Consider the following 25,435-nt stretch of genomic DNA (forward strand, 5'->3'; position numbering starts at 1 on the left):
ATACTCTAGGCTAGGTTTAAGACATATCTTGAGTTTTATACTTTATGTAACTTGTAAGACAATCTAATTATCATTAAATCAAGAAGATGGCATATTCAATGTCATCTTCTTTTTTTTAATAATAAAATAGGTTGCTTCATATGGCTGTACAAACAGAACAAGTGCCACACCATATTGTCATTATTGGTGGCGGTGCAGGTGGTCTAGAGTTAGCAACACAACTCGGAGACAGCTTAGGAAAATCCAAACAAGCAAAAATCACCCTTGTCGATCAAAACCTGACGCATATCTGGAAACCCTTACTCCACGAAATTGCGGCTGGTACACTCAACCCTAGTGTTGAAGAAATCAATTACTTTGCCCATGCCTCTAAACATCATTATGAGTTTGTTTTGGGTCGTTTTGTCGGCTTAGACCAAGAACATAAACAAGTAAAACTTGAAGCACGCCAATATGCCAAACAAAGCAGTGAAACCACGCAGTTTGAACTCAACTACGACAGCTTAGTCCTTGCAGTTGGTTCGACCTCTAACGACTTTGCGACCGAAGGCGCTAAACATTACTGCCATTTCCTCGACAGTCGCCAACAAGCTGAAATTTTCCAGCAAGACCTTCTACATTTGTATTTAGATGCACAAAACCGTCCCGAAACACGCGCACTCAATATTGCTATTATTGGTGCAGGTGCCACAGGAGTTGAGCTTGCTGCCGAATTGGTCCATGCGAAAAGCACCTTTTTTAAATACGGTCTCAATAAAATTGACCCAAACAAAGTGAAAGTCACCTTGATTGAGGCAGCGGATCGTCTTCTTCCCGCCCTATCCACCAAAATGGCAAATCACACTCATGCGCAATTGGAAAAGCTTGGTGTTGAAGTCCTCACTCATCACCGTGTTGCAAAATTAGACAAAGACCATATTTATTTTGCCGATGGTCAACAAATTGATGCTGATTTAAAAGTTTGGGCGGCAGGTATTAAAGCACCTCAAGTTTTAAATAGCCTTGAAAGTTTCCAAAAAGATAAGATTGGTCGCTTAATCGTCTACGCGACATTGCAAACTCGTACTGATCCCAATATTTTTGCCTTTGGAGACTGTGCGCACTGCCAACCTGCTGCCGATGAACCAGTTCTTGGCCCACGCGCTCAAGTGGCTAGTCAACAAGCTGCCTTTTTGGTTCGAGCGCTCAAAGCGCGCATTCACGGTCAGTCTTTGCCGATGTTTAAATTTTCTGACAAAGGTTCTTTGGTTTCCCTCAGCCAATATAAAGCAGTCGGCGAACTCCTTGGACAAGTCAATGTGCAAGGCGTGCTGGCAAAATCCATGTATGTTTCTTTATATCGACTCCATCAAGCGACCCTACATGGTTATACTCAAGCTGGATTAATGACCGCAAAGGATCTGATGAATAAAAAAGTCGGTCCAAAAATAAAATTGCATTGAAATCTAAAAATGTGTCCCCACTAATAAAAAAACGCCATAAGAACGTGGAAAATGCAGTTTTTTACTAAATTTAGTCTACAAAAGCTGCTTTTCACTTTATGATATACCCCTTAAATTCTAAATGAATGGACGAAAAACATGACTGCTATCGCAAATGATCACGTGGTTTCTTTCAACTACAAATTGACTAACGCAGAAGGCGAAACGCTAGACCAATCACAAGGTGAACCACTTGCATATTTGCACGGCGCAGGTAACATCATCCCAGGTTTAGAAAATGCATTGCTAGGCAAAACTGTAGGTGAAAAATTCACTGTTACTGTTCCTGCTGCTGAAGGTTATGGCGAATACAACCCTGAACTTGTTCAAGAAGTTCCAGCGCAAATGTTCCAAGGCGTTGACAACATCCAAGCGGGTATGCAGTTCCAAGCTCAAACTGATGATGGCGTTCAAATCGTAACTGTAAAAGCAGTTGAAGGCGAAAACGTAATTGTTGATGCGAACTTCCCACTTGCTGGTCAAGACTTAACTTTCGAAGTTGAAATCGTAGAAATCCGCGATGCAACTGAAGACGAATTACAGCACGGCCATGCGCACGGTGCTGGTGGTCACCATCACTAAGATTTAACACGCTTAGAAAAAAGGCGGAAGTTTAACTTCCGCCTTTTTTATTTTGAATACTTAGTCATTCGCGACGTATTTCAAAAGCGGTAAATGATTGCTGCTCTAAAGCCAGTTCTACGATGACTACATCCTGGACTAACGCATGAGTTGGCCCGACTTTAGCAAAATTCACCAGTTCGGCAACCGTACCATCATCACCCAAAAGCAATCCTTCAACTGCAACTGAATCCAGATTCAGTACATAACCCTTTAAACCTAAAGCAACAGCATGTTGTGCAAACCAACGTCGATATCCGACACCCTGAACTTTGCCCAATATAGTCAGTTTTACTGCTTTCATACCGTATGCTCTCGGTTCACGACCGTATAAATAGCCTGACTCATATGCTGTGCTTGTAAACCACGCTCACCTTGCTGAGCCAAAAGGTCGCCTGCTTGGGCATGTAAAGTCACAATTTGATGTAACGCAATGTCATCTTGCAACTGTGCTTTTAAACTGGCAATCATGCCTGCCAATACATCCCCCATTCCACCTGTCCCCATCCCCGGATTACCTGCGGTACAAATCCAAAGTTGCGTATCTAAAATCAAGCTTCCTGAACCTTTCAGCACCCATTGCCCTGCATATTTTTCTTGTAGAGCATAAACAGCTGCAATGCGGTCAGATTCTACCGCCAAAGTAGTTATGCCCAGTAAAGTCGCTGCTTCTCCCGGATGCGGTGTTGCGTAGACCTGTTTACCAAGCTTTACTGGCTTTGAGGCCAAAAACCATAAGGCATCTGCATCTAGCACCACCTGTAAAGCACTGATCTGAATGAGTGGAAACCATGCCTCAAACTGCTGTTGAGCCCACGAGTCTCGTCCCAACCCCATACCAAAACTGACTGCATCCACATGTGCTAGCAATGCTTCACGTTCTTGGAGCGACATTTGGTTAATATCGCGCAGCATAATATTCGGTGCACGGGCTAAAATTGCAGTATGGTATTTTGCATCACACACCACCGTCACCTTGCCTGCACCCGCATGAAAGGCAGCTTCTGCAGCCAGCATCACTGCACCGCCCATCTGTGCATGCCCTCCAATCACCAGTACATGCCCATAACTTCCTTTATGCCCAAAGGCTTGACGCCGTTCAAGCTGCACATGCTGTGGAGCAAGTGACGCTAAAGACTTTAATTCGCTGTCTACTGGAAGCAGTGAAACAAGCGTGACTTCCCCCGCAAAAGCCTTCCCCTGTCCAGTAAATAAACCTGCCTTTAAACCTAGAGCCGTAAAGGTATAATCAGCGACAATAGCACAAGGTAAAGCCTGCCCCGTGTTGGCTTGTAAACCACTCGGAAGGTCGATGGCAATTTTTAAACCTGCTTGTCTATTGATTTGCTGAATCACTGCTTGCCAGTCTGAACTGAGTTCACGGTTTAAACCAATCCCAAACAAAGCATCAATATACGCATCATAAGCACGTTGAAAAGCAAAGCCTGTATGAATCACTATCCCCTGTTGCACAGCCGCTGCATGCGCTTGTTTCAGTGATGTAGATGCACCCAAAGCCGCTGCATAAATTTCAACATCATAACCTTGCGCGGCTAGATACGATGCAATTAAGTAACCATCACCTGCATTGTTGCCTTGACCACAACACACCGCAACACTTTTGACTTGCTGCTGTTTAAGCCTAGGCAGCACCTGCTCAGTTGTTGACCATGCGACTTGTTGCATCAACCCATAAGCACTATTTTGTTGCGCAAACCAACGCCCTTCCCATGCTTGAATCTCACTGCTGTGGTACACTTGCTGATGCATGATTTTTCCTTTGTTCTTGGTTATGACAACACTCATATCTTCCTCAAAAATCCCTGTAGATCAATATAATCCAGAGCAAATTAAGGCTTGGATTAAAGCTGAAGCGCTGGCTTTGGGGTTTTCTGATTGTGTCATCGCCAAACCAGATGCTCAAGTTGAATTGCCACGTTTTAAAAAATATTTAGAGCTTGGTTATCATGGTGACATGCATTTTCTTGCTGAAAACTTAGAAAAACGTGCAGATCCAACCCTGCTTGTTCCAGGCACCAAAAGTATTATTTGTGTGCGTATGGATTATTTAGTTGCCGTGCCTGAACCCCGTCTTGTGCCTTTTGCACCAAATAGTGCCATTATTGCGCGCTATGCACGTGGACGTGACTATCACAAAGTCATGCGTGGACGTTTAAAGACCCTTTCGCAGAAAATCAAAGCCAAAGTGGGTGATTTTGAATCTCGCCCCTTCGCAGACTCGGCACCCATTTTTGAAAAATCATTGGCTGAAAATGCAGGTATGGGCTGGGTGGGTAAACACACCTTACTCATCCATAAAACATCAGGCTCATTTTTTGTCTTAGGCGAACTCTTTACCTCTTTAGAGTTACCTTTTGACCAAGCAACGACCAAACACTGTGGCTCATGTAGCGCATGTATTGATATTTGCCCGACTCAAGCGATTGTTGAACCTTATTTGCTAGATGCACGTAAATGCATTGCCTATTTAACCATTGAGTTCCAAGGCATTATCCCTGTAGAACTACGCCGTGGTATCGGCAACCGTGTGTTTGGTTGCGATGACTGCCAGCTCATTTGCCCGTGGAATAGCTTTGCCAAAACCACGCCGATTGATGATTTTAACCCGCGTCATGGCTTGGATGACATCCAACTGCTTGACCTTTGGCAATGGGATGAAAGTACCTTTATGGCAAATACTGAAGGGAGTCCTCTGCGGCGAACAGGCTATCAAAGCTTTATGCGTAATGTTGCGATTGGTTTGGGCAACGCACCATTTTCGGATGAAATTTTGCAACAATTACACACTTCTCGCTCAGAGCTTAACGATATTGTGCAAGTCCATATTGACTGGGCCATCCAAGAGCAACTGATGAAAAAGTCGTAAAACTTGCTTCGAACACCCTCCATCCAAAAGGGTTTAATCAAACAGCCAGTTGCTTGCATAATTTTATCTATTTTATCTATTTAGCCGCATTTTCAACACATCCACAGATTCATAGAAATAGAATTTTGCAGCCAAATTTCGAGAAAAGTGCTCAACTTTGCAACTATTTCCATAATCTCATAAAAAGATAAAATTAGAAACATAATCGGGAGATACTATTAAAACTGAGCAATAATGCCTTTTAAGTTGGCACGTTAAATGTATGATGTATACAAGTTAGAATTAAAAATGGATCGCCATTATGAACCTACGCAATGATTGGACGCGTGAAGAAATCGAAGCTTTGTATGATCAGCCTTTTCTTGATCTCGTCTTTCAAGCGCAGACCGTACATCGCCAACATTTCCAAGCCAATACCATTCAAGTAAGTACTTTATTGTCGATTAAAACAGGCAAATGCCCTGAAGATTGTAAATACTGCTCTCAGTCAGCACGTTATGACTCAAAACTTGAAGCAGAAAAACGCATTGCTGTAGACAAAGTCATCTCTGAGGCAAAAGAAGCGTTAGCATCAGGCTCATCTCGTTTTTGTATGGGCGCAGCTTGGCGTAATCCACATGAGCGCGACATGCCTTATGTACTAGAAATGGTTAAAGAAGTAAAAGCACTCGGTTTAGAGACTTGTATGACTTTAGGGATGCTGAATGAGTCTCAAGCTGGACGTTTAAAAGATGCAGGTTTAGATTATTACAACCATAACCTCGACACTTCACGCGAGTATTATTCACATATTATTAGTACACGTACCTTTGACGACCGTTTAAATACCTTAGAATATGTCCGCCAAGCAGGCATGAAGGTGTGTAGCGGTGGTATTGTTGGTCTAGGTGAAAAGAAAGAAGACCGTATTGGTTTATTGCAAGAACTTGCAACAATGCCAATTCACCCAGAATCTGTACCTATCAACATGTTGGTTCCAATTGAAGGCACGCCATTGGCAGATGTCGAAAAACTCGATGTGACAGAATGGATTCGTACTATTGCTGTTGCACGTATTATCATGCCGCACAGCTATATCCGCTTGTCTGCAGGTCGTGAAGCACTTTCTGACTCAGACCAAGCGCTTGCGTTTATGGCGGGTGCAAACTCATTGTTCTCGGGTGAGAAACTACTAACAACACCAAATGCAGGCGAAGGTAAAGACCGTCAACTGTTCAGCAAACTAGGTTTAGTGGCTGAAAAGCCAAAACCGACAGTGGCGGACCTGAGCCTAGATGCCATGGCAAGCTAATTCCCAAGATTTGCTAAGCACAAAAAAGCCCCTTATTTCAATAAGGGGCTTTTTTAATCTCTATCTGTTTAACGTTCAGATGACTGAGCAAAATTATGTGCAGTAATTAAAATACCATAACTGGCATTCAGATAATCGCCTTGGAAGATCTCATCTTCACCATTGGCATGGCGTACAATTAATGTTTGGCGAATCGCATCATAGTGAAAAGAATCAAAACACTCTTGATGCTGACACAGCCAGCTTAAGGTATCACTCAAATTATCATCAACAATATAAGTCTGTGCTTGAAAATTTTTAGTCATCATCTAGGTACGCTAAACACTGTGATCAGGCTATTGTAAGCAATTTTGACTGCATTCAGTCAAACTAAGCCATAAAATATAGACATTAAAAAAGTGAGCCTGCGCTCACTTTTTTACTTAATTTAGTCGGTTTTAGAATCCCCACACTTCCGGCATTCCATATGCTCCCCGATTTCAGTCATTTGTTCATATTCATAAACGTGGATGCAAAATAATTTTTTAAACAACTGAAGCATTTTTAACTCCTGTAAGTGATTTTTTAAAAATTAGCTTCTTAAAACGAGTATATCGTCCTGAAATACCCACAACTCATGTTTCATGAGCTATACACATTTTTAAACATACTTTTTATAAATTTCAAGTGCCTTTTGTCGAATAACAGCATAAAGTGATCAATGGTCATTTACTTTTTTAAATGATGCGTTTCATTTACTTGTAGTTCTGCTTCACATCACTTTTAAAAATGCGGCAGAAGATGAAACAAAACTTGATTTAAATTTGGATCAAGCTAGGATAAAAATACAATGAATGCTCAAAGCAGATGTTTTGAGAAACCAATAAATAATTTCATAAAAAAGCAACGATAAGGATATTTATACATGCTTGGACGTATGATGTTTCAACCGCTATTGATTAGCAATCTGATTGATCACGCAGAACGCTATCATGCCGACACAGCCATTATTTCTAAAAATACAGACGGCAGTATTACTGAAACCAACTGGGCCAAAGTCGCAGCCAACTCTAAACGATTTGCCAATGTGCTTAAAGGTTTAGGGCTTTCGCAAAGCGACCGTGTGGCGACCATCGCATGGAACAATCATCGTCACCTAGAATCTTGGTATGCCATCTCTGGTAGTGGTTACATTTGCCATACCATCAACCCACGCTTGTTTCCAGAACAACTGATTTTTATTATCAATGATGCGCAAGATCGTGTGGTGTTATTTGATAAAACCTTTGCGCCACTCATTGCAGCGGTAAAAGCACATTTACCACATGTTGAACACTTTATTTGCCTAGATGCCTCAGATGAGGCTATTACAGAAAAAATCGCCGATGTGAAATTTTATGATGACTTGGTCAGCAAAGAGTCTGAACAGTTCACATGGCCAAGCTTTGATGAGCAAACCGCAAGCTCTTTGTGCTATACATCAGGTACAACAGGAAATCCAAAAGGTGTGCTATATAGCCACCGCTCCACCATTTTGCATAGTTTTGCCATCAGCCTACCCGACTCACTTAATCTGTCTGCAAATGACATCATGTTGCCTGTAGTGCCAATGTTCCATGTCAATGCTTGGGGTACACCTTATGCCGCTGCTATGGTAGGTTGTACAGTTGTATTGCCTGGACCTGGTTTAGATGGGCCGAGTCTAGTGAATATGATTGACTCGTATAAAGTTACTGTGGCTTTGGGTGTTCCAACCATTTGGCAAGGTTTACTGGCAGCAGCAAAACAATTAGGTAGTCAATTGACAAGTATGAACCGCAACGTTGTGGGTGGTTCAGCCTGCCCACCCTCCATGTTAGCGGCGTTTAAAACCGAATATAACTGTGAAACCATCCATGCATGGGGCATGACCGAAACCAGTCCTCTAGGCTCTGCCAACCAACTTAAAGCCAAACATCAACAGCTCTCTGAACAAGAGCGTTTCCAACTGCGTCTATCTCAAGGCCGTCCGCCTTTTGGCGTGGATTTACGCCTGACCGATGAAGAAAAAGGCAACAACGAAATTGCACGCGATGGTGAGCAGATTGGCAATCTACAAATTAAGGGTCACTGGATTATTGACAGTTACTTTGGTAAAGATGAATCCGCACTCACGACCGATGGCTGGTTTGACACAGGTGATATTGCAACCCTAGATGAAGATGGCTTCTTATGCATCAGTGACCGCTCTAAAGATTTAATCAAGTCTGGCGGCGAATGGATTTCATCGGTTGAACTTGAAAACCTTGCAATGGGACATTCAGATATTCTTATGGCAGCGGTTATTGCAGCCGAACATCCAAAATGGGATGAACGTCCTATTGTCATCGCTGTGAAGAAACCCGATAGCACGGTCACTGAACAAGGTGTCTTAGACTACTATACCGACAAAATTGCGAAATGGCAGATTCCCGACCGTGTGATTTTTGTCGACAATATTCCACTGAGCGGTACGGGTAAAATGCTAAAACGTGAACTCCGCGCCCAATATGGCCAAGTACTACTGGAACAAAATCCTGTTTAACGTTGTTTAAAATAAAAAGCCTGATCATATGGTCAGGCTTTTCTTTATGTTCGGATAATTTAAATACCATCAATACCATTGATTTGAAAGCACGTCTAATAAAGACGCTTTAAACACCTCACCATGCTTTAAATTTGGATAGATTAAAAATTTAGCATCCACTCCATGTTGCTTAGTTATAGCAAGCACCTCTCTATTGTTGTTGATACCACTTGCATCAAAATTAGGACTCTGCTGGCTGCCTACATTTGCTAAAAGATCGCCTTCCATCAGTAATAGATGCTTTTTCGAATCTTGGGCTATTTTTGCGTTCTTAGTTTTTTTCATTATACGCTGATCAGCCCAAGAAAGAGATGGACTTGCAGCAAAGAAATGGCTGAAATAGCGCCCATCAAGCAAACTATCAAGCACAAAAAGCCCTCCATATGAATGCCCCCATAACGCTCTTTTTTGCGCATCCAACTTTACATTCTGCTCAACCCAAGGGGCGATATCCTTCAAAACCACATTTCTAAAATCAGCACTTCCCCCGCTCATCCGCTCTGGATTCCTAGGATCATGCGCAGGTTTTCCAGTCACTAAATCCGCTGGCGTATAGTCCAGCGAGCGAAATGCTGTGGCAAATGGCAAATTGGTTTTATAACCTATAGCAACCAATATAGGCGCATCATTTTCCAGTAAAGATTTCAGCACATCCTCATTCAAATGAGACATCGCAGAATTCCCATCCAACATAAAAACAGATGGATAAGCTTTTTGTTCATTTTGTGCTGTTTTAGGAATACCTAACCACACTCTATATGTTTTTTGTGGGTCTTTAGATGCAAACTCTTTAATTTTAAAATTATAATACTCAGAGCCCACTTCTGCGATATTCGCAGCTAGAGGTTTCATTTCTGGCTTTGCATATAAACCTGAACTAAACCCCAACAGGGATAACGAAGCCAATACAATATTTAAAGTCTTTCTATAAAAATGAGTCATTTTTCATGTACAAAATCATGTGATAACGAATATTAACATATAATAATGGTTATCATTTTCAATGAGTAATTCATTTTAATAAATATTCACTTAAACAATATTGTGGTCAGTTCGACTTCTTAAAAATATACTTTCAAGGTCACCCTTCCAAATACGCGTAGTCAGCTTTCCTATAAAGCACATACGTCGAGCGATTTCCTACAAAAAAGCCACCACATTCAAGTGTGATGGCGATCTTTACCTTATCTTGAGATTTTTACAACTTTTTCCAAGTCATGTTGCTCACACCCTTCGCATCTTTTGCTGAAGCTTGTACTTTCAGTTGGTCTTTACCTGCGTTGATTTGTGCCGTATTGATATTATATGTACGACCATCTTGAGGATTTATCCATACGCCTTTTGCAAACGTCTGGCCTGTTTTATCAGCTACTAAACCGCTTAAAATTTGCATACCAAAGATTGGTTTATCCTTGAGCCCACCCTGACATTTTGTACAAACATCACTGATCGGTGCGCCAGCCAAAGGATAATATTTCGTCACTACTGCGCTATATTGTGCTGTTTTTGAGTTCTTACGAATCACAATATCTGAAATATAAGAACCTGTTCGGTCATCAATAACCTTCCACGTCCCAATCAGTGGGTCAAAAGGCATAGCAAAGACAGAGTTAGACAACCCAAAACATAGTGCAGATGCACACAAAAATTTAAGCTTCATAAAATCAATTACAATTGAGAAAAATAAGAATGAAAATGGTCGAAATTATAGCAACTATATTTTTCTATTTATAAAATATTTCATGAAAATTAAACATTTATATGAAATTAAAAAATAATCACAGCAGTCCAGACATCTAAGCACTTTTTTGAAACAGATATTGATATAAAAAAAGCCTCCGAAGAGGCTTTTTTGTTGACACACTTATGCAGCTGTACGCTCTTCAATTGGCACAACTTTACGTAGCTCAGGCCCAGTATAGTCTGCACTCGGACGAATAATACGGTTATCCGCACGTTGTTCCATCACATGTGCTGCCCAGCCTGTTACACGACTCATCACGAAGATTGGGGTAAATAATTTGGTTGCAATACCCATAAAGTGATATGCCGATGCATGGAAAAAGTCTGCATTACAGAACAATTTTTTCTCACGCCACATCACCTCTTCACAGCGTACCGATACTGGATAAAGCACTGTATCGCCTACGTCTTTGGCTAAGCGCTCTGACCAAATCTTAATGATGCCATTGCGCGGATCATTGTCTTTGTAGATTGCATGACCAAAGCCCATGATCTTTTCTTTACGCTCTAGTTTACCCAACATTTCACGCTCAGCTTCATCAGCTGATGTCCAGTTTTCAATCATTTCCATCGCAGCTTCATTGGCACCACCGTGTAATGGACCACGTAGTGAACCAATTGCACCCGTAATGCATGAATGCATATCGGATAAAGTTGAAGCACACACACGTGCAGTAAATGTAGAGGCGTTGAACTCATGCTCTGCATAAAGGATCAAAGATACATTCATTACCTGCTCATGCAATTCGTTTGGCTTTTCACCATGCAGTAAATGCAGGAATTGAGCGCCAATTGAATCATCATCAGTATTTTCTTCAATACGCACGCCATCATGACTAAAACGATACCAGTAGCAAATAATCGCAGGCAGTGTTGCAAGAATACGGTCAGCAACATCTTGTTGTTCGGCAAAAGAGTGTTCCGTTTCTAGATTACCCAGCATGGACACGCCTGTGCGCATCACATCCATTGGGTGTGAGTCTGCAGGAATACGCTCAAGCACTTCTTTCAACGCTTGCGGTAATTGGCGTAGTAATTTAAGTTTCGCTTTGTAGGCTATAAGTTGTTCTGCTGTTGGTAGTTCACCAAAGAAGATCAAATAAGCGACTTCTTCAAATTGACAATTTTCTGCCAAATCTTGCACATCGTAACCACGGTAGGTTAAGCCTGCGCCACTTTTACCTACAGTTGAAAGTGCCGTTTTTCCCGCAACTTGTCCACGCAATCCTGCGCCTGTAAGGACTTTTCCTTCTGCCATTTTTAATTCTCCTGTTTAAACAGCTTATCTAATGTGTTTTCAAAGGTGTGATAATCGAGAAATTCATAGAGTTCTTTTCGTTGTTGCATTTTATCCAGTACATTGACCTGAGTACCGTCATTGCGAATAGCATGCATCACTTCCAGTGCTGCCTTTTGCATAGCGCGGGTCGGTGACAGCGGATACAGCACCATCGAGATGCCTTGTTCTGCAAGTTGTTCTTTGGTGTAGTATGGAGTATCGCCAAATTCGGTAATGTTCGCCAGTACAGGGACACCGACTGCATCACAGACGGTCTTGTACATCGTGATATCTGTCATTGCTTCGGCAAAGATCGCATCAGCACCTGCTTCCACACAAGCACATGCACGGTCAATCACTGCTTGTAGGCCTTCCTTTTGTAGGGCATCAGTCCGTGCCATCACCACAAAGTTTGAATCCGTTTTGGCATCAACAGCAGCTTTGACACGATCGACCATTTCTTGTTGGGTCACGATCTCTTTATTTGGGCGATGACCACAGCGTTTTTGTGCCACTTGGTCTTCGATGTGGACAGCAGCAGCTCCAGCAGCAATCATTTGTTTCACGGTACGTGCAATGTTAAATGCCCCACCCCAACCTGTGTCAATATCAACCAGTAGTGGTGTATCTACACGTTCGGTAATACGACGTACATCTTCCAAGACATTGTCTAAGCTGGTCATTCCCAAATCAGGAAGACCGTAAGAGTAGTTCGCAACACCAGCACCCGAAAGATAGATGGCCTTGTAACCCACCTGTTTCGCCATCATTGCTGCATAAGCATTGACTGTACCGATAATTTGTAATGGTTTTTCCACTTCCAGTGCTTGTCTAAATCTTAAGCCTGCAGACGTTTGTTCTGTCATAGTCCTTTCCACGGCATTTACTTTAATTTTCGAGTTTTGAGTATAGCCATAATGTTCCAATTGGCTATGACATTTTAGAATGATCACTCTAAAACTTTAGTCCCATGGTTCACGTTTTTATTGTGTAATTTTCTTCCATAAGCAGACCTTTAGTGCTAAACAGGTACACCTCAAAAAGACAATGTGTGCATATTTTTGCTATGATAGCAACTAGAGATACACATTTTATTAGGCTGTTTTTAGTTATTATGCACACTTCTGTTCAACTTGAACCACTAACGCGGGATACACCACAAACTAAACGTGGTCATGAACGTTGCTTAGCGCTTTTAGAGAGTGCGACTAATCTTTTTCTAGAACACGGTTATGAAGCTGTATCACTGGATGATATTGTGAATCATGCAGGCGGATCAAAAGCCTCAATCTATAAATATTTTGGGAACAAAAAAGGCTTGTTTAAAGCAATTTGTGATTATCGGCGTGATCAATTTTATCGCGATATTACCCTGACTTGTATCTGTGAGACTGAGGAATTACGCACTTATCTTATTCGTATTTTAACCAACTTCCTCAAACACATCATTCAACCTAAAAACATTGCCTTTATTCGTTTAATACTCAATCAAACACAGAAAGATCCTGCGCTTGCACAATACATCCATGAAAATGGTGCACAAATGATTCAAAAAACTATTGCTCAAGCCTTATCTCAAGCACATGAAAAGGGACAACTCAATTGCCCCCAACCCAACAATTCAGCCATGCTGTATTTCGGTATTTTACGCGACTATGAGTGGCGAATTATTTTGGGGGTCGATCTTGTTCTTGATCGTGAAGAACTCAACAATCATATTGAATATTGTGTAGACCGCTTTTTAGCAGGTCATCAAAAACTCTAGTTTTTTTGCAATTTCCTTTGCTTATAGTATATTAATCAACTCTCGTTTTCTTTTAACCAACCAACAACTAATTGTTGTTCTGTTTTTATTTCAGTTTTCAGCAATTATTGTGGAGTAACAATGGCTCTACGTCACTTTCTTACCTTACGCGATTTATCTACTTTAGAACTTAACCAAGTTGTGCAACGCGGTATTGAACTGAAACGTAAACAGCACAATAGCGAAGTCTTCCAACCTTTTGTTGGTAAAGTTATGGGTATGATTTTTGAAAAATCGAGTACTCGTACCCGTGTATCGTTTGAAGCAGGCATGAGCCAGTTCGGTGGTAGCGCAATTTTTCTTTCTCCACGAGATACGCAACTGGGTCGTGGTGAACCGATTGAAGATTCAGCACGTGTGATCTCAAGCATGTTGGATATTGTGATGATCCGTACTTTCGGACATGACATTGTTGAACGTTTTGCGTCTTATTCAAAAGTTCCTGTGATTAATGCTTTGACCGATGATCACCACCCTTGCCAACTGCTTGCAGATGTTCAAACTTTTGTTGAACACCGTGGACCTATCGCAGGTAAAACTGTAGCGTGGATTGGTGATGGCAACAATATGTGTAATTCATATATTGAAGCAGCGCACATGTGGGGCTTCAAGCTCAAAATTGCAGCACCTAAAGGTTATGAACCCAAAGCAGAATTTTTAAGTGAATTTGCACACTGTGTAGAACTGGTTAACTCTGCTGAAGATGCTGCTGTCAATGCAGACCTGATCGTGACCGATGTATGGGCAAGCATGGGCCAAGAAGAAGAGCAAAAAATTCGTGAAGCAGCTTTTGCTGACTATCAAGTGAATGAACGCCTGATGGATCTTGCTCATCCTGATTGTTTATTTATGCACTGTTTACCTGCACATCGCGGCGAAGAAATTTCTGAAAAAATGCTCGACCATAAAAATGCTGTGGTTTGGGATGAAGCCGAAAACCGTTTACATGCACAAAAAGCATTGGTTGAATTTTTAATCAATGAAAATGCAAAAAAAGACTGATTTATTTTTCCAAAGAAAAGCACCTAAGGGTGCTTTTTTTATACGTGCAAAGCTATAATTGGAACATAATTTTTATAAGCGACACTTTCCATGCATTTCAAAAAGACTGGCCTGTGCCTTGCTACACTCCTAAGTACTACATTTTGTCAGGTTCACGCTTCTGAATTCGATGACTACCTACAATCCAAACAAATTATTGATGCAAATTTTAAAATTCAACAACCTGAAACGTTGAATGAAATATTAACGGTATTAACCGCAGAAGACTCCAGAACACTTCCCATTGAAATTGATAATAACACCATCATTGAACAATTTAATCTATATGCAGACCGTACCGAACTTAAAGGGATGATCATTACCCCAGATTTCGCCCAGTTTGAACAAGATTTAGGTGAAAAAGAAGTTCAAAAAGTGATTAAAAAGAATGTCCTGCAAAACTGCAATATTTTCTTCGAGCATCAATATCAGCGCCATAATCCCTACATTGTAAAACTACAGCTTAACTCCGAAAAAAACAGCTACGATTTAGAGCTAAAACAGAAAGACTGTGGTATCAAATAATAATGCCTTATAGTGATTGGTTCTCTGCTCTAGCGAACCAATCCTTGTGGTTGCAAAATAATCATAGCAGCACCAATTAAAACTACTGCACCGCCCATTATATCCCAACGGGAAAGCTGAACCTGATCGACATAACGCAACCACAGCAATGCGGTAAAGATATAGATTCCACCATAAGCCGCATAAATACGTCCTGACGCAGCCGGATGTAAAGTCAACAGCCACACAAAAGCACCTAACGCTAAAGCTGTAGGAATCCACAACCAATGACTTCTCGCCTGATTTAAAATCAAATAAGGGAAATAACAGCCTAATATTTCCATCACTGCTGTAATTAAAAACAGTACAAATGTACTAAAAATCTTAGTGAATTGAATATCCATACAGTCTATTTTTACTCGCTATTAGTCTTTAAATCGTTTGCTTTCAATAAAAAACCCGTGCGAACACGGGTTTTTAGATGATGTAAAAATCTTTAAGCAGGTTCAGCCGTTTGGTCTTCAAAAACTTCGAGTTTCAAACCAACCGCTTTACCATTTTCTTTTTTCACAGAGACCGCAACATTGCCACCATGTTCTGCAAGCTCACCGAATAGAATCATTTCAGCCAGTGGTTTTTTCAAATGCTCTTGAATCAGTCGTTGCATTGGGCGAGCACCCATTAGACGATCATAACCATTTTCGGCCATCCACTCACGTGCACTTTGATCCACTTCAAGAATGACTTTTTTCTCGTCCAGTTGCGCTTGTAATTCAGTTAAGAACTTATCCACCACATTTTCAATCACAGTAGTAGGCAGCGCTTTAAACTGAATTACGCTATCCAAACGATTTCGGAACTCTGGAGAGAACGCTTTTTTCATCGCATCTTGGTTATCATTGCTGTTGTCTTGATCCATGAAGCCAATACTCACACGAGAAATACTTTCCGCACCAATATTTGTAGTTAAGACCAACACCACATTACGGAAGTCTGATTTACGACCATTGTTATCGGTCAATGAACCATGATCCATAATTTGCAACAATAAGTTGAACACGTCTGGATGTGCTTTTTCAATCTCATCTAGCAATAATACACAGTGCGGATTCTTATGAATCGCATCGGTCAACAGACCACCTTGATCAAAGCCCACATAACCGGGAGGCGCACCGATCAAACGTGAAACCGCATGACGCTCCATATACTCCGACATATCAAAACGAACCAGCTCAACGCCCAATAATTTCGCAAGTTGTTTGGTAACTTCTGTTTTACCTACCCCAGTTGGACCCGCAAAAACAAAACTACCTACAGGTTTATCAGGTGATTTTAAACCTGCACGTGACAGCTTAATTGCTGAGCCTAAAGCTTCGATGGCTTCATCTTGACCAAAGACCACTCGTTTTAAATCGCGCTCAAGATTTTCAAGAACAGTCTTGTCATCTTTAGATACGGTTTTTGGTGGAATACGTGCAATTTTCGACACGATATCTTCAATATTTTCCACCGTAATAAGCGTATCATCTTGTTCAGCTTTCAGACGACGCTGCGCCCCTGCTTCATCAATCACATCAATGGCTTTATCTGGTAAGAAACGGTCATTAATGAACTTTGCAGACAACTCAACCGCTGAAATTAAAGCTTTGTCATCATATTTAACATGATGGAAATCTTCAAACTTGCTTTTCAAGCCTCGTAGGATATCAATCGTTTCTGAAATAGATGGCTCATTCACATCAATTTTTTGGAAACGACGTGACAATGCATGATCTTTTTCAAACACTTGGCGATATTCTTGGAACGTGGTTGAACCGATGCAGCGTAATGAACCATTGGCCAAAGCAGGTTTAATTAAGTTTGATGCATCCATCGTGCTACCCATACTCGAGCCTGCACCAATAATCATGTGGATTTCATCAATAAATAAAATCGCTTCTGGTTTCTTTTTTAAGGCATTCAACAATTGTTTTAAGCGCTTTTCAAAGTCTCCACGATATTTTGTTCCTGCAACCAGCGCCCCAATATCTAAACTATACACTTCTGCATTTGCCAATGGTTTAGGTGCTTTACCATTGACAATAAGCCAAGCCAAACCTTCTGCAATGGATGTTTTACCGACACCAGGATCACCCACCAATAACGGGTTATTTTTACGACGACGGCATAGAATTTGTGCTGCACGCTCAATTTCTTTTTCACGACCAATTAAAGGATCTGTTTTTCCCTTTTGCGCTTCAACATTTAAATTGGTTGTGTAAAGCTCTAACGGGCCAGCATTACTTGAACTGCTCGACTCACCATCTAAATCTTCAACTTCTTCTTCCACTTGTACCTCGTCTTTACGAGTACCATGTGCTAAATACTGAGTTAGGGTTAAACGATTAATTTGATGACGTTTTAATAAATAAACAGCAAAAGAATCACGCTCAGAATACATTGCGACAAGGATATCTGCACCTTCAACTGTACGGTCTCCACCACTCGATTGCACATGGAATATCGCACGTTGCAAAATACGGTCAAAACTCTCAGTTGGATGCGGTGCTTGGTCGCTGTTCTCGCCCAATTTAGGGGTATGTTGCTCTACATATTCTTCGAGCTCTTTACGAAGCAAAATAATATCCGCACCACATGCTTTCAATGCATTCACGGCTGAATCATTATCAAGTAAAGCCAATAACAAATGTTCTACTGTTAGGAATTCATGTCTCTTTTGTCGAGCCATACTAACAGCCAAACGTAAGGATACTTCTAATTGACGACTGAGCATGGAACCCCCTTAATCTTTCGGCTCAATCTGACAAAGTAGCGGATGACCTTGAGACCGAGCGTAATTATTGACTTGGTTTGCTTTTGTTTCCGCGATGTCTCTCGGGTAAACGCCTGCAACACCCTTTCCTTCATAATGTACAGTTAGCATTACTTGAGTGGCTTGGTCAAGATTCAAAGCAAAGTATTGTTGTAAAATTTCAATAACAAAGTCCATTGGGGTATAGTCATCGTTCATTAAAACGACAGCATAAAGTGGCGGACGTTTCAATTCAGGTGGCGCGGTTTGGACAGCGACATCACTATTTTCGTCTTCATGCGGTTCATCATTGCTCAAGCGCGGGCTGATATGCCAATCGACATAGCCAGACTCATGAAAAGACTGCTTAATTTCGTTTAAACACGTTGAACGCTTAGAAATACCCATAAACTTACAATTCACAATTATTGTGCATTCGCCTCTGCCTGAGGAATTTCAGTGACAAATGCAGATTGACTTTCTACGGCCTCACCACGTGACCAACTAAAGCGTCGTGTCACTGGCGTGCTGCCTGTTAAACGGACTTCGATAAACTGTGGCGTAAAGCCTTTAGGCATCGTCCAACGCCCTGTTAAACGCTCATAGTTCTCAAAGTTAAAATTTTTGTCTTCCAAAGGAACAACCAAAACTTCTGTACCACGAATCAGTCTGAGCTCAACGGTACCAGAGGCTGCACGTTTTGAGGGACTGACTTGAACCAAATCAAGTTGGTATTCAAATGCATTTTCAGGCAAAGGTTTAATCGTAATATGCTGAACAGCCAAAGGAATACCGCCGCGTTGACGTAAAACCTCACGGTAAATGACTGCTGTCGTTTCAGACTGTGCTTGTTGATCTAGCGCTTTTTGCAAAGACAAATATAGCTCGTTTGAATTGGTGACAGCGACATCACGTTCCTGAACAGCAGCATTATAGTTTTTATTTAAAGCATCCAGACTGGTCTTTTGCTTTTGTACTACTTCGACCAGTTGCTCAGCATCAGCATCAAAACCTACGACCGTTAAACCCTGACGATGTCCAACGGTATAACCCAATAATCCGCTCGCAACAACCAATATTACTGCACCAATCGCTAAGGGCTTATTGGTCTGTAAAAACGGCTTTGCAGGTTCAGGCTGTTGTGACGTCATATTTGTGTCAGTGTTCGGCATCGTCATCTCTTATTTTGATTCAATTCAAAACACACATTTAAATCGAAATCTAAATGTGTGTGAAGTTTTAAAACGTTTTTTATGGTAATAAACCAATTCCATCTAGACCCGCAGTTTCGACAAATCCAAACATTAAGTTCATGTTTTGAACAGCCTGACCTGCTGCACCTTTAACTAAATTGTCTTGTACAGAAATTACCACCAATTTTTTCGGTTGCGGCTTATACAAAGCAATGCGTAATTGATTTGCACCACGCACAGAGCGTGTCTCTGGTGAACTTCCCGCAGGCATGACATCGACAAAAGCTTCATTGGCATAAAACTGCTCATATAAGCTCTGTACATCTATAGCTTCACCCGCATCAGTTAAATCCACATAGATCGTACTGAGCATGCCGCGAATCATAGGCACCAAATGTGGCACAAATAAAATGTGATTAAACACATTTTTTAAGCCTGAAATATTTTCCAATGCTTCCACAATTTCAGGATGGTGACGGTGACCTGCAACGCCATAAGCTTTAAAATTATCCGCATTTTCAGAATAGATCATACCAAGGCTGGCTTTACGTCCCGCACCAGACACACCAGATTTCGCATCAATAATAATACTTTCAGGTTTAACTAATGTGTCGTTTTGCTTAAATAATGGCGCTAAACCCAGTTGCACTGTCGTTGGATAACAACCTGGATTACCAATGACATTGGCTTGTTTAATCTGTTCGCGGTTTAACTCAGATAAACCATAAACTGAATCTTTTAATAGTTCAGGACATGCATGTTGCATGCCATACCATTTTTCGAACTGTTCTAAATCTTGTAGACGGAAGTCTGCAGCAAGATCAATCACTTTGGTGTTTGCAGCAAGCAATTCTTCTGCATGCTTCATGGCAACGCCATGCGGGGTTGCAAAGAACACCACATCACATTTCTTCAGTTCATCAATATTCAAATCTGAATATTTGAGTTCGGTATGTCCACGTAGGCTTGGGAACATATCATCTACACGGCGACCATCTTCTGTACGCGATGTTAATACGCTTACTTGCACATTTGGGTGTCGTAGTAAAAGACGCAACAATTCAACGCCTGTATAACCTGTACCGCCGACAATACCAACTGAAATCACGTGTATTACCTCAAACTTAAACTATCCACTTTGTAGCTGCCTAGTATGACAGGAAGTTTCTGCTTTCTAAACTGTTTTACTTGGAATTTATGCGTTTTTGGTGCTATAGACATTTAATGCTGCGCATCTAATACAGTCAGTGATGGCTCAAAACAAATTTGGTTTCGTCCTGAATTTTTCGCATCATATAACAATTGATCGGCAGCATTTATAGCATATTTTAAATTGTGTTGATGCACTGCAGCGAGTCCAAAACTCGCTGTCACAGTTATATTTTCTGAAGATAATTGAGTATCCGAAATGCGTAAACGAATACGATTGGCAATACTATAAGCTAACTCTAGATCATCCACTTGCAATAAAATAATAAATTCCTCTCCACCGAAACGTCCAACAAGGTCATGACCACACACGTTTTGCCCAATAATTTGACTCACCTGCTGTAAAATTTGATCGCCAATCAAATGTCCATAGCGGTCGTTAATTTTTTTAAAATGGTCAATATCACACATCAGTAAAAAATAAGATTGTTGAGATAAACAATGTAGCTTTACTTTGGCTGCTTCATTAAAACCACGTCGATTAAATAAATGTGTGAGTGGATCTCTTAAACGCTCATCATTCAGTTGATGGATAATATCTCGGACTAAAGTACCCAATAAAACAATAGCAAACCACATGCTCAAGATAATGCTGGCAGCAAGCATCATTAACCACCAGACAGAAGTTGCCAACATATCTGCTTGTATATTTTTTAAAAAGAAAAAAATGATGATGCCACGCGCGAAAGTATAAAGCACAATGAATAAATAGGAGAAATCAACTATTTTATTAAGAAAATCAACATTTTGATGATTTTTAAACATTGAAAATAACACCAATGACTCAACCACAGCAATGGATATATTTAAAACGAGCATTCGGATCCACAACTGATCGTCAATATAAGAATAATAGCTCAACAAAACCAATGTGATTGCAATCAATATCGCACATCCAGACGAATGTGCGTTGGCTGTTTTTCTTAGCCCCATAGCATAAGCACTAGACCATGCCCCGAACAAATAAAATGATCCCAAAATCGGAGCGAACAATGCTAGTTGCTTATTCGACATGAAACACTGCGTAGCCACAGAAAAAGACGGCACGATATACCCTAGACCCAACCACAAAAGATATGCAGGAGCCTTAAAAACAAAATGACATATTAAAAGTAAGCTACCCATTAAAATCAGGCATGCTGGAACAATTAATATAAAATAGTGGATATCTGCAAAATTCACATTAAATGTCTGTCGACTGAAATTGGTAAATATTGATGTTACTGCATGAGGTTTATAGCATTTTTTAATGGCATCTCAATCAGTCTCAAGAAATATATTTTATATTTTTTGGTCAAAACTTGCTTTTATTTTTGGTACCACCAATGCGGCAATGCCGTTGTTTTTAGCGTTCTACGATGTTGTTGAAATGCTGGATCATGTTTCTCGACTTCCGACCAAAAACGTACACTGTGGTCAAAGTGCCGTGTATGCGCCAACTCATGCACACAGACATAACGCGTAATCGCTTCAGGGAACAGAGCCAAAGCACTATTCAGCATAATATCATGCTTTACACTACAACTTCCCCAGCGGGTTTTAGGCTGACGAACCGCGCATTGTACAAATTTTAAACCAGTTTCATGACTAATCTGTTGCAAATAGGCAGGCAAGTACTGTTTGGCATATGCGATTACAAAAGATTTTAAATAACTTTCAGGCTGGCGATCACTAACCCACAGTTGGTTAGATTGCTCATCAAAAAGATAAGCATGTCTTTGTGTTTTATAGCTGATCGTTAATGCATGCTGTCGATTAAATAAATGTAATTCTGACGGTAGGGTTCGATCGACTTGTACAAGGCTCACTTGCTGCTTTTGCCAAGTTTCAACCATCCATTGCTCAGACTGATTTAAAAATTCCTGAATTTGTCGTTTACTACAGAACTTAGGCACGGTTAAACGAATTTGAGTCGGTTCAACACGCAGTCGTAAACGGGTCGCACGTGCATGATGGGTGATTTGGATTTCGGGTAGGTCTGTTAAGGTCATTAATATTATTCTTTTATTGAATCATCCTCCCCAGCCCTCCTTTGTTAAAGGAGGGAGAAAAACACCATAAAAATGCTGTTGCTTTTAGCCCCTCATTTTTTTAAGAGAGACTTGGGGAAATTTAAAATTAAACTGCGGTACGTTCTTCGATCCCGTTATCCGTTGCAACCACAGCAATATCCGCTTTATTGATCGCAAAAATACCGTTACATACCACACCAGGAATGTTATTGATGGTCTTTTCAAGCTCAAGTGCATTTAAGATGTTCAGGTTATAAACATCTAAAATCACATTGCCATTGTCGGTCACTACACCCTCACGGTAAGCTGGATCTCCACCAAGTGCCACAATTTTACGTGCTACAGCAGAACGTGCCATTGGAATCACTTCAATCGGAAGTGGGAAGTCGTGACCTAACTGATTGACCCATTTTGAGTCATCCACGATACAGACAAATTTTTTCGCAATTGAAGCTACAATTTTTTCGCGAGTCAGTGCGGCACCACCGCCTTTGATCATATGCATATGACGGTCAATTTCATCTGCCCCATCTACATAAGCATCTAAACCGCCAACAGAGTTCATATCAACCACTTCAATGCCTAATTTCTTTAAGCGCTCAGCCGTTGCTTCTGAACTTGCCACAGCCGCTTCAAGCTGAAGCTCAGGTAAAAGTTCAATCAAGAAATTGACAGTACTGCCTGTACCCACCCCTAATATGCCACCTTTAGGTAAGTGCTTTAAGGCAGCTTTTGCAGCAGCTTGCTTTTTTTCATCTTGGGTAGCATACAGACTCATAATTTGGCTCAACTATTTTTGACATTTGTTGCTGATTTTACAGCCCAAATGTACAGGGGTTTGTTACAATGATCCCCTATTTTAAACTGTTAAATGGGAAATTAACATGCTGTCTCGTTTGGTTCGACAAATATTACAAGCAACAGTCTATGATGTTGCAATCGAAACTCCACTCGAAGCGGCACCTCGAATTAGTGAGAAACTCAATAACAACATTCGTTTTAAGCGCGAAGATTTACAACCAGTCTTTTCATTTAAGCTACGTGGTGCTTATAACCGCATTAGTCAATTGCCTCGAGCACAACTCGAACGTGGTGTCATTACTGCATCTGCTGGCAACCATGCCCAAGGCGTAGCCCTGTCAGGTAAAAAGCTCGGCATTCGCGCCATTATTGTCATGCCGAAAACCACCCCAGATATCAAAGTACAGGCAGTGAAGCGTTTAGGCGGTGAAGTAGTCCTACATGGCGACTCTTTTGATGTTGCAAATAAATATGCGATTCAACGTGCAACCGATGATGGTATGACATTCATTCCGCCTTATGACGATGAATTAGTCATGGCAGGTCAAGGAACCATTGGTAATGAAATTTTACGTCAATGGCGCGATATTGATTATGTCTTCGTGGCTGTGGGTGGTGGCGGTTTAATTGCTGGTGTTGCCGCTTACTTAGGTGATGTGGCACCGCACGTCAAAGTGATTCCTGTTGAATACGATGAATCTGCTTGCTTAAAAGCTGCATTTGAAGCGGGTGAACGTGTAGTACTGCCTCAAGTCGGACTATTTGCCGATGGTACGGCTGTCGCGCAAATTGGTGAAAAACCATTTGAAGTGATTCAGCTACAAAAATCAGATAACTCTGGCCCAATCGTTGAACGTGAAGTAGTTTTAGTCAACACCGACGAAATTTGTGCGGCAATTAAAGATACCTATGATGAATGTCGTAGTATTGTTGAACCGTCGGGTGCAATGGCTTTAGCAGGCATTAAAAAATATGTTGAAGCCCATGAACTGATTGGCAAAAACATCGTCTCTATTGTTTGCGGTGCAAACATGAACTTTGACCGTTTGCGCTATATTGCAGAACGTACTGAATTAGGTGAACGCAAAGAAGCTATTTTTGCTGTGACCATTCCAGAGAAAAAAGGTTCATTCCTGAATTTCTGTCGTGCGTTACAAGGTCGCAACATCACCGAATTTAACTACCGTGCGAGCGATGCCAGTGCAGCACAAGTCTTTGTCGGCATTAGCTTAAAAGGTGGCGAAAAAGAACGTCACGATATTTTCGAAGCACTGAAAACGCAGTTTGATGTCGATGATTTGTCTGATGATGAAGTGGCGAAATTACATATTCGCTACCTGATTGGTGGGCATGCAGACATTGAAAATGAGCGTTTATTCCGTGTTGAGTTCCCTGAGCGTCCAGGTGCACTATTAATGTTCCTTGAACGTCTTGGCCCAACGCATAACATCACCTTGTTCCACTACCGTAACCACGGCGCTGCTGAAGGTCGTGTACTGGTTGGTTTAGAAGCAAGTGATGCAAAACAGAACCCAGACGGATTGGTTGAAACTCTAGAAAGTATTTCATATCCATACGAAGAAATTACCAATAATTTAGGTTATCAACGTTTCTTAAAATAAAAGATTCAATACATAAAACCGCCTTTCGAGGCGGTTTTATTCTATGAGCTGGATTGGCTCTTCATCACCAAACGTATGGTTATATGTCACAATGATTCTCTCGATCAGCTCATCATTATGCGGAACCAACAGCCAATATGGATTTTCTCGCTCTATCACCAACAGGCTAAGTTCATAAGGTTCAATAAAAATCTTAATGTGGTTAAAAATCACATCAAAACTAAACTCAAAATCATAGCTGTGCATATCTGAGTTTTCTTTAAGTTCATCACTGTCGTACATATGGTAAAAAGAAGCCATATCATCGTTGATTTGATTTTTCAGCTGATCTAAATCAACCCCAAGTTGTTGTAGTCTGTGGCATTCATCAATACCATTTTGCTGAAAATCATCGAGTGCTATTTTTTGTATATTTGAATAATAGGTATTTAACCAACGAACAAAGTACTCGAACTCATCTTGTTCTTCAGGAATTGCGGTATCATTTAGTTCTGGAAAGGCAATTCTAAGGGATTCATATAGTGTCTTCCGCATTTATATACTCCTCTGTATGAGTGATATATTCGGTATAA

25 protein-coding genes are annotated in these 25,435 nt (G+C 41.0%); 9 read left to right on the top strand and 16 right to left on the bottom strand.

Annotation, left to right across the window (positions count from 1 at the left end; genetic code table 11):
* Window positions 1-140 precede the first annotated feature (140 nt).
* Both GBI16_RS11555 and GBI16_RS11560 read left to right on the top strand, forming a co-directional pair.
* The gene (locus GBI16_RS11555; protein ID WP_086210216.1) at window positions 141-1,442 is read left to right on the top strand and encodes an NAD(P)/FAD-dependent oxidoreductase; all 1,302 of its coding nucleotides are present in this window, start codon (window positions 141-143) and stop codon (window positions 1,440-1,442) included.
* A gap of 138 nt (window positions 1,443-1,580) precedes the next feature.
* Window positions 1,581-2,063 (top strand): peptidylprolyl isomerase, encoded by a 483-nt coding sequence (locus tag GBI16_RS11560; protein WP_058951812.1) that lies wholly within the window; start codon window positions 1,581-1,583, stop codon window positions 2,061-2,063.
* A 64-nt stretch (window positions 2,064-2,127) separates the two neighbouring features.
* Here the strand turns inward: GBI16_RS11560 and GBI16_RS11565 are convergent, their stop codons facing one another.
* Together GBI16_RS11565 and GBI16_RS11570 are read right to left on the bottom strand one after the other, a co-directional pair.
* A complete protein-coding gene (locus GBI16_RS11565) occupies window positions 2,128-2,406 on the bottom strand; it encodes an acylphosphatase (protein ID WP_151707129.1) in 279 nt (92 codons plus the stop codon).
* Complete coding sequence (locus GBI16_RS11570) at window positions 2,403-3,872, bottom strand: NAD(P)H-hydrate dehydratase (protein WP_086210218.1); 1,470 nt, start codon at window positions 3,870-3,872, stop codon at window positions 2,403-2,405. Before GBI16_RS11570 ends, GBI16_RS11565 begins: the two co-directional genes overlap by 4 nt.
* A gap of 22 nt (window positions 3,873-3,894) precedes the next feature.
* Here GBI16_RS11570 and queG point away from each other — a divergent pair, with 22 nt between their 5' ends.
* Window positions 3,895-4,989, top strand: coding sequence for a tRNA epoxyqueuosine(34) reductase QueG (gene queG, locus GBI16_RS11575; RefSeq protein WP_086210246.1), 1,095 nt, complete (start codon window positions 3,895-3,897; stop codon window positions 4,987-4,989).
* Window positions 4,990-5,290: 301 nt separating this feature from the next.
* Window positions 5,291-6,280, top strand: a complete 990-nt coding sequence (gene bioB, locus GBI16_RS11580; RefSeq protein WP_086210219.1) for a biotin synthase BioB — start codon at window positions 5,291-5,293, stop codon at window positions 6,278-6,280.
* Between the two features lie 68 nt (window positions 6,281-6,348).
* On the opposite strand, the gene GBI16_RS11585 is transcribed toward bioB, so the two are convergent.
* On the bottom strand, window positions 6,349-6,585 hold the full coding sequence (locus GBI16_RS11585; protein ID WP_086210247.1) for a hypothetical protein: 237 nt from the start codon (window positions 6,583-6,585) through the stop codon (window positions 6,349-6,351).
* Between the two features lie 599 nt (window positions 6,586-7,184).
* Here GBI16_RS11585 and GBI16_RS11590 point away from each other — a divergent pair.
* The gene (locus GBI16_RS11590; protein ID WP_086210220.1) at window positions 7,185-8,822 is read left to right on the top strand and encodes a long-chain-fatty-acid--CoA ligase; all 1,638 of its coding nucleotides are present in this window, start codon (window positions 7,185-7,187) and stop codon (window positions 8,820-8,822) included.
* A 69-nt stretch (window positions 8,823-8,891) separates the two neighbouring features.
* On the opposite strand, the gene GBI16_RS11595 is transcribed toward GBI16_RS11590, so the two are convergent.
* From GBI16_RS11595 to prpB, 4 genes are all read right to left on the bottom strand, one after another.
* A complete protein-coding gene (locus GBI16_RS11595) occupies window positions 8,892-9,806 on the bottom strand; it encodes an alpha/beta hydrolase (protein ID WP_086210221.1) in 915 nt (304 codons plus the stop codon).
* Between the two features lie 256 nt (window positions 9,807-10,062).
* The gene (locus GBI16_RS11600) at window positions 10,063-10,524 is read right to left on the bottom strand and encodes a DUF2147 domain-containing protein (RefSeq protein ID WP_086210222.1); all 462 of its coding nucleotides are present in this window, start codon (window positions 10,522-10,524) and stop codon (window positions 10,063-10,065) included.
* A 204-nt stretch (window positions 10,525-10,728) separates the two neighbouring features.
* Window positions 10,729-11,865, bottom strand: coding sequence for a 2-methylcitrate synthase (gene prpC, locus GBI16_RS11605; RefSeq protein ID WP_086210223.1), 1,137 nt, complete (start codon window positions 11,863-11,865; stop codon window positions 10,729-10,731).
* Between the two features lie 2 nt (window positions 11,866-11,867).
* A complete protein-coding gene (gene prpB / locus GBI16_RS11610) occupies window positions 11,868-12,752 on the bottom strand; it encodes a methylisocitrate lyase (protein WP_086210224.1) in 885 nt (294 codons plus the stop codon).
* 248 nt (window positions 12,753-13,000) lie between these two features.
* Between prpB and GBI16_RS11615 the strand changes: the two genes are divergently transcribed.
* The 3 genes from GBI16_RS11615 (at window position 13,001) to GBI16_RS11625 (ending at window position 15,256) form a co-directional block, all read left to right on the top strand.
* Window positions 13,001-13,651 (top strand): TetR/AcrR family transcriptional regulator, encoded by a 651-nt coding sequence (locus tag GBI16_RS11615; protein WP_086210225.1) that lies wholly within the window; start codon window positions 13,001-13,003, stop codon window positions 13,649-13,651.
* Window positions 13,652-13,771: 120 nt separating this feature from the next.
* Window positions 13,772-14,692 (top strand): ornithine carbamoyltransferase, encoded by a 921-nt coding sequence (gene argF, locus GBI16_RS11620; protein WP_119063370.1) that lies wholly within the window; start codon window positions 13,772-13,774, stop codon window positions 14,690-14,692.
* A 90-nt stretch (window positions 14,693-14,782) separates the two neighbouring features.
* On the top strand, window positions 14,783-15,256 hold the full coding sequence (locus GBI16_RS11625) for a hypothetical protein (RefSeq protein WP_086210227.1): 474 nt from the start codon (window positions 14,783-14,785) through the stop codon (window positions 15,254-15,256).
* A gap of 29 nt (window positions 15,257-15,285) precedes the next feature.
* Here the strand turns inward: GBI16_RS11625 and GBI16_RS11630 are convergent, their stop codons facing one another.
* The 8 genes from GBI16_RS11630 to rpiA all read right to left on the bottom strand — a co-directional run bounded on the left by GBI16_RS11630 (window position 15,286) and on the right by rpiA (window position 23,218).
* A complete protein-coding gene (locus GBI16_RS11630) occupies window positions 15,286-15,639 on the bottom strand; it encodes a YnfA family protein (RefSeq protein WP_086210228.1) in 354 nt (117 codons plus the stop codon).
* A 92-nt stretch (window positions 15,640-15,731) separates the two neighbouring features.
* Entirely contained in the window at window positions 15,732-18,008 is a 2,277-nt protein-coding gene (gene clpA, locus GBI16_RS11635) for an ATP-dependent Clp protease ATP-binding subunit ClpA (RefSeq protein ID WP_086210229.1), read from the bottom strand.
* Window positions 18,009-18,017: 9 nt separating this feature from the next.
* Entirely contained in the window at window positions 18,018-18,434 is a 417-nt protein-coding gene (gene clpS, locus GBI16_RS11640; protein ID WP_086210230.1) for an ATP-dependent Clp protease adapter ClpS, read from the bottom strand.
* A 17-nt stretch (window positions 18,435-18,451) separates the two neighbouring features.
* Window positions 18,452-19,198, bottom strand: coding sequence for a DUF6776 family protein (locus tag GBI16_RS11645; protein ID WP_119063369.1), 747 nt, complete (start codon window positions 19,196-19,198; stop codon window positions 18,452-18,454).
* Between the two features lie 79 nt (window positions 19,199-19,277).
* Complete coding sequence (gene argC / locus GBI16_RS11650; protein WP_171264485.1) at window positions 19,278-20,333, bottom strand: N-acetyl-gamma-glutamyl-phosphate reductase; 1,056 nt, start codon at window positions 20,331-20,333, stop codon at window positions 19,278-19,280.
* A gap of 107 nt (window positions 20,334-20,440) precedes the next feature.
* Window positions 20,441-21,553 (bottom strand): diguanylate cyclase, encoded by a 1,113-nt coding sequence (locus GBI16_RS11655; RefSeq protein ID WP_171264486.1) that lies wholly within the window; start codon window positions 21,551-21,553, stop codon window positions 20,441-20,443.
* A gap of 182 nt (window positions 21,554-21,735) precedes the next feature.
* Window positions 21,736-22,419, bottom strand: coding sequence for a M48 family metallopeptidase (locus tag GBI16_RS11660; RefSeq protein ID WP_086210233.1), 684 nt, complete (start codon window positions 22,417-22,419; stop codon window positions 21,736-21,738).
* A 127-nt stretch (window positions 22,420-22,546) separates the two neighbouring features.
* Window positions 22,547-23,218 (bottom strand): ribose-5-phosphate isomerase RpiA, encoded by a 672-nt coding sequence (gene rpiA, locus GBI16_RS11665; RefSeq protein WP_086210234.1) that lies wholly within the window; start codon window positions 23,216-23,218, stop codon window positions 22,547-22,549.
* 106 nt (window positions 23,219-23,324) lie between these two features.
* Between rpiA and ilvA the strand changes: the two genes are divergently transcribed.
* Window positions 23,325-24,863: a threonine ammonia-lyase, biosynthetic gene (ilvA, locus tag GBI16_RS11670; RefSeq protein WP_086210235.1), complete on the top strand. Its 1,539-nt coding sequence runs from the start codon at window positions 23,325-23,327 to the stop codon at window positions 24,861-24,863.
* A gap of 36 nt (window positions 24,864-24,899) precedes the next feature.
* Here the strand turns inward: ilvA and GBI16_RS11675 are convergent, their stop codons facing one another.
* On the bottom strand, window positions 24,900-25,397 hold the full coding sequence (locus tag GBI16_RS11675) for a hypothetical protein (RefSeq protein WP_151707130.1): 498 nt from the start codon (window positions 25,395-25,397) through the stop codon (window positions 24,900-24,902).
* Window positions 25,398-25,435: the final 38 nt, after the last annotated feature.

The sequence above is a fragment of the Acinetobacter sp. TUM15064 genome, from assembly GCF_008980265.1.
Taxonomy (GTDB): Bacteria; Pseudomonadota; Gammaproteobacteria; order Pseudomonadales; family Moraxellaceae; genus Acinetobacter.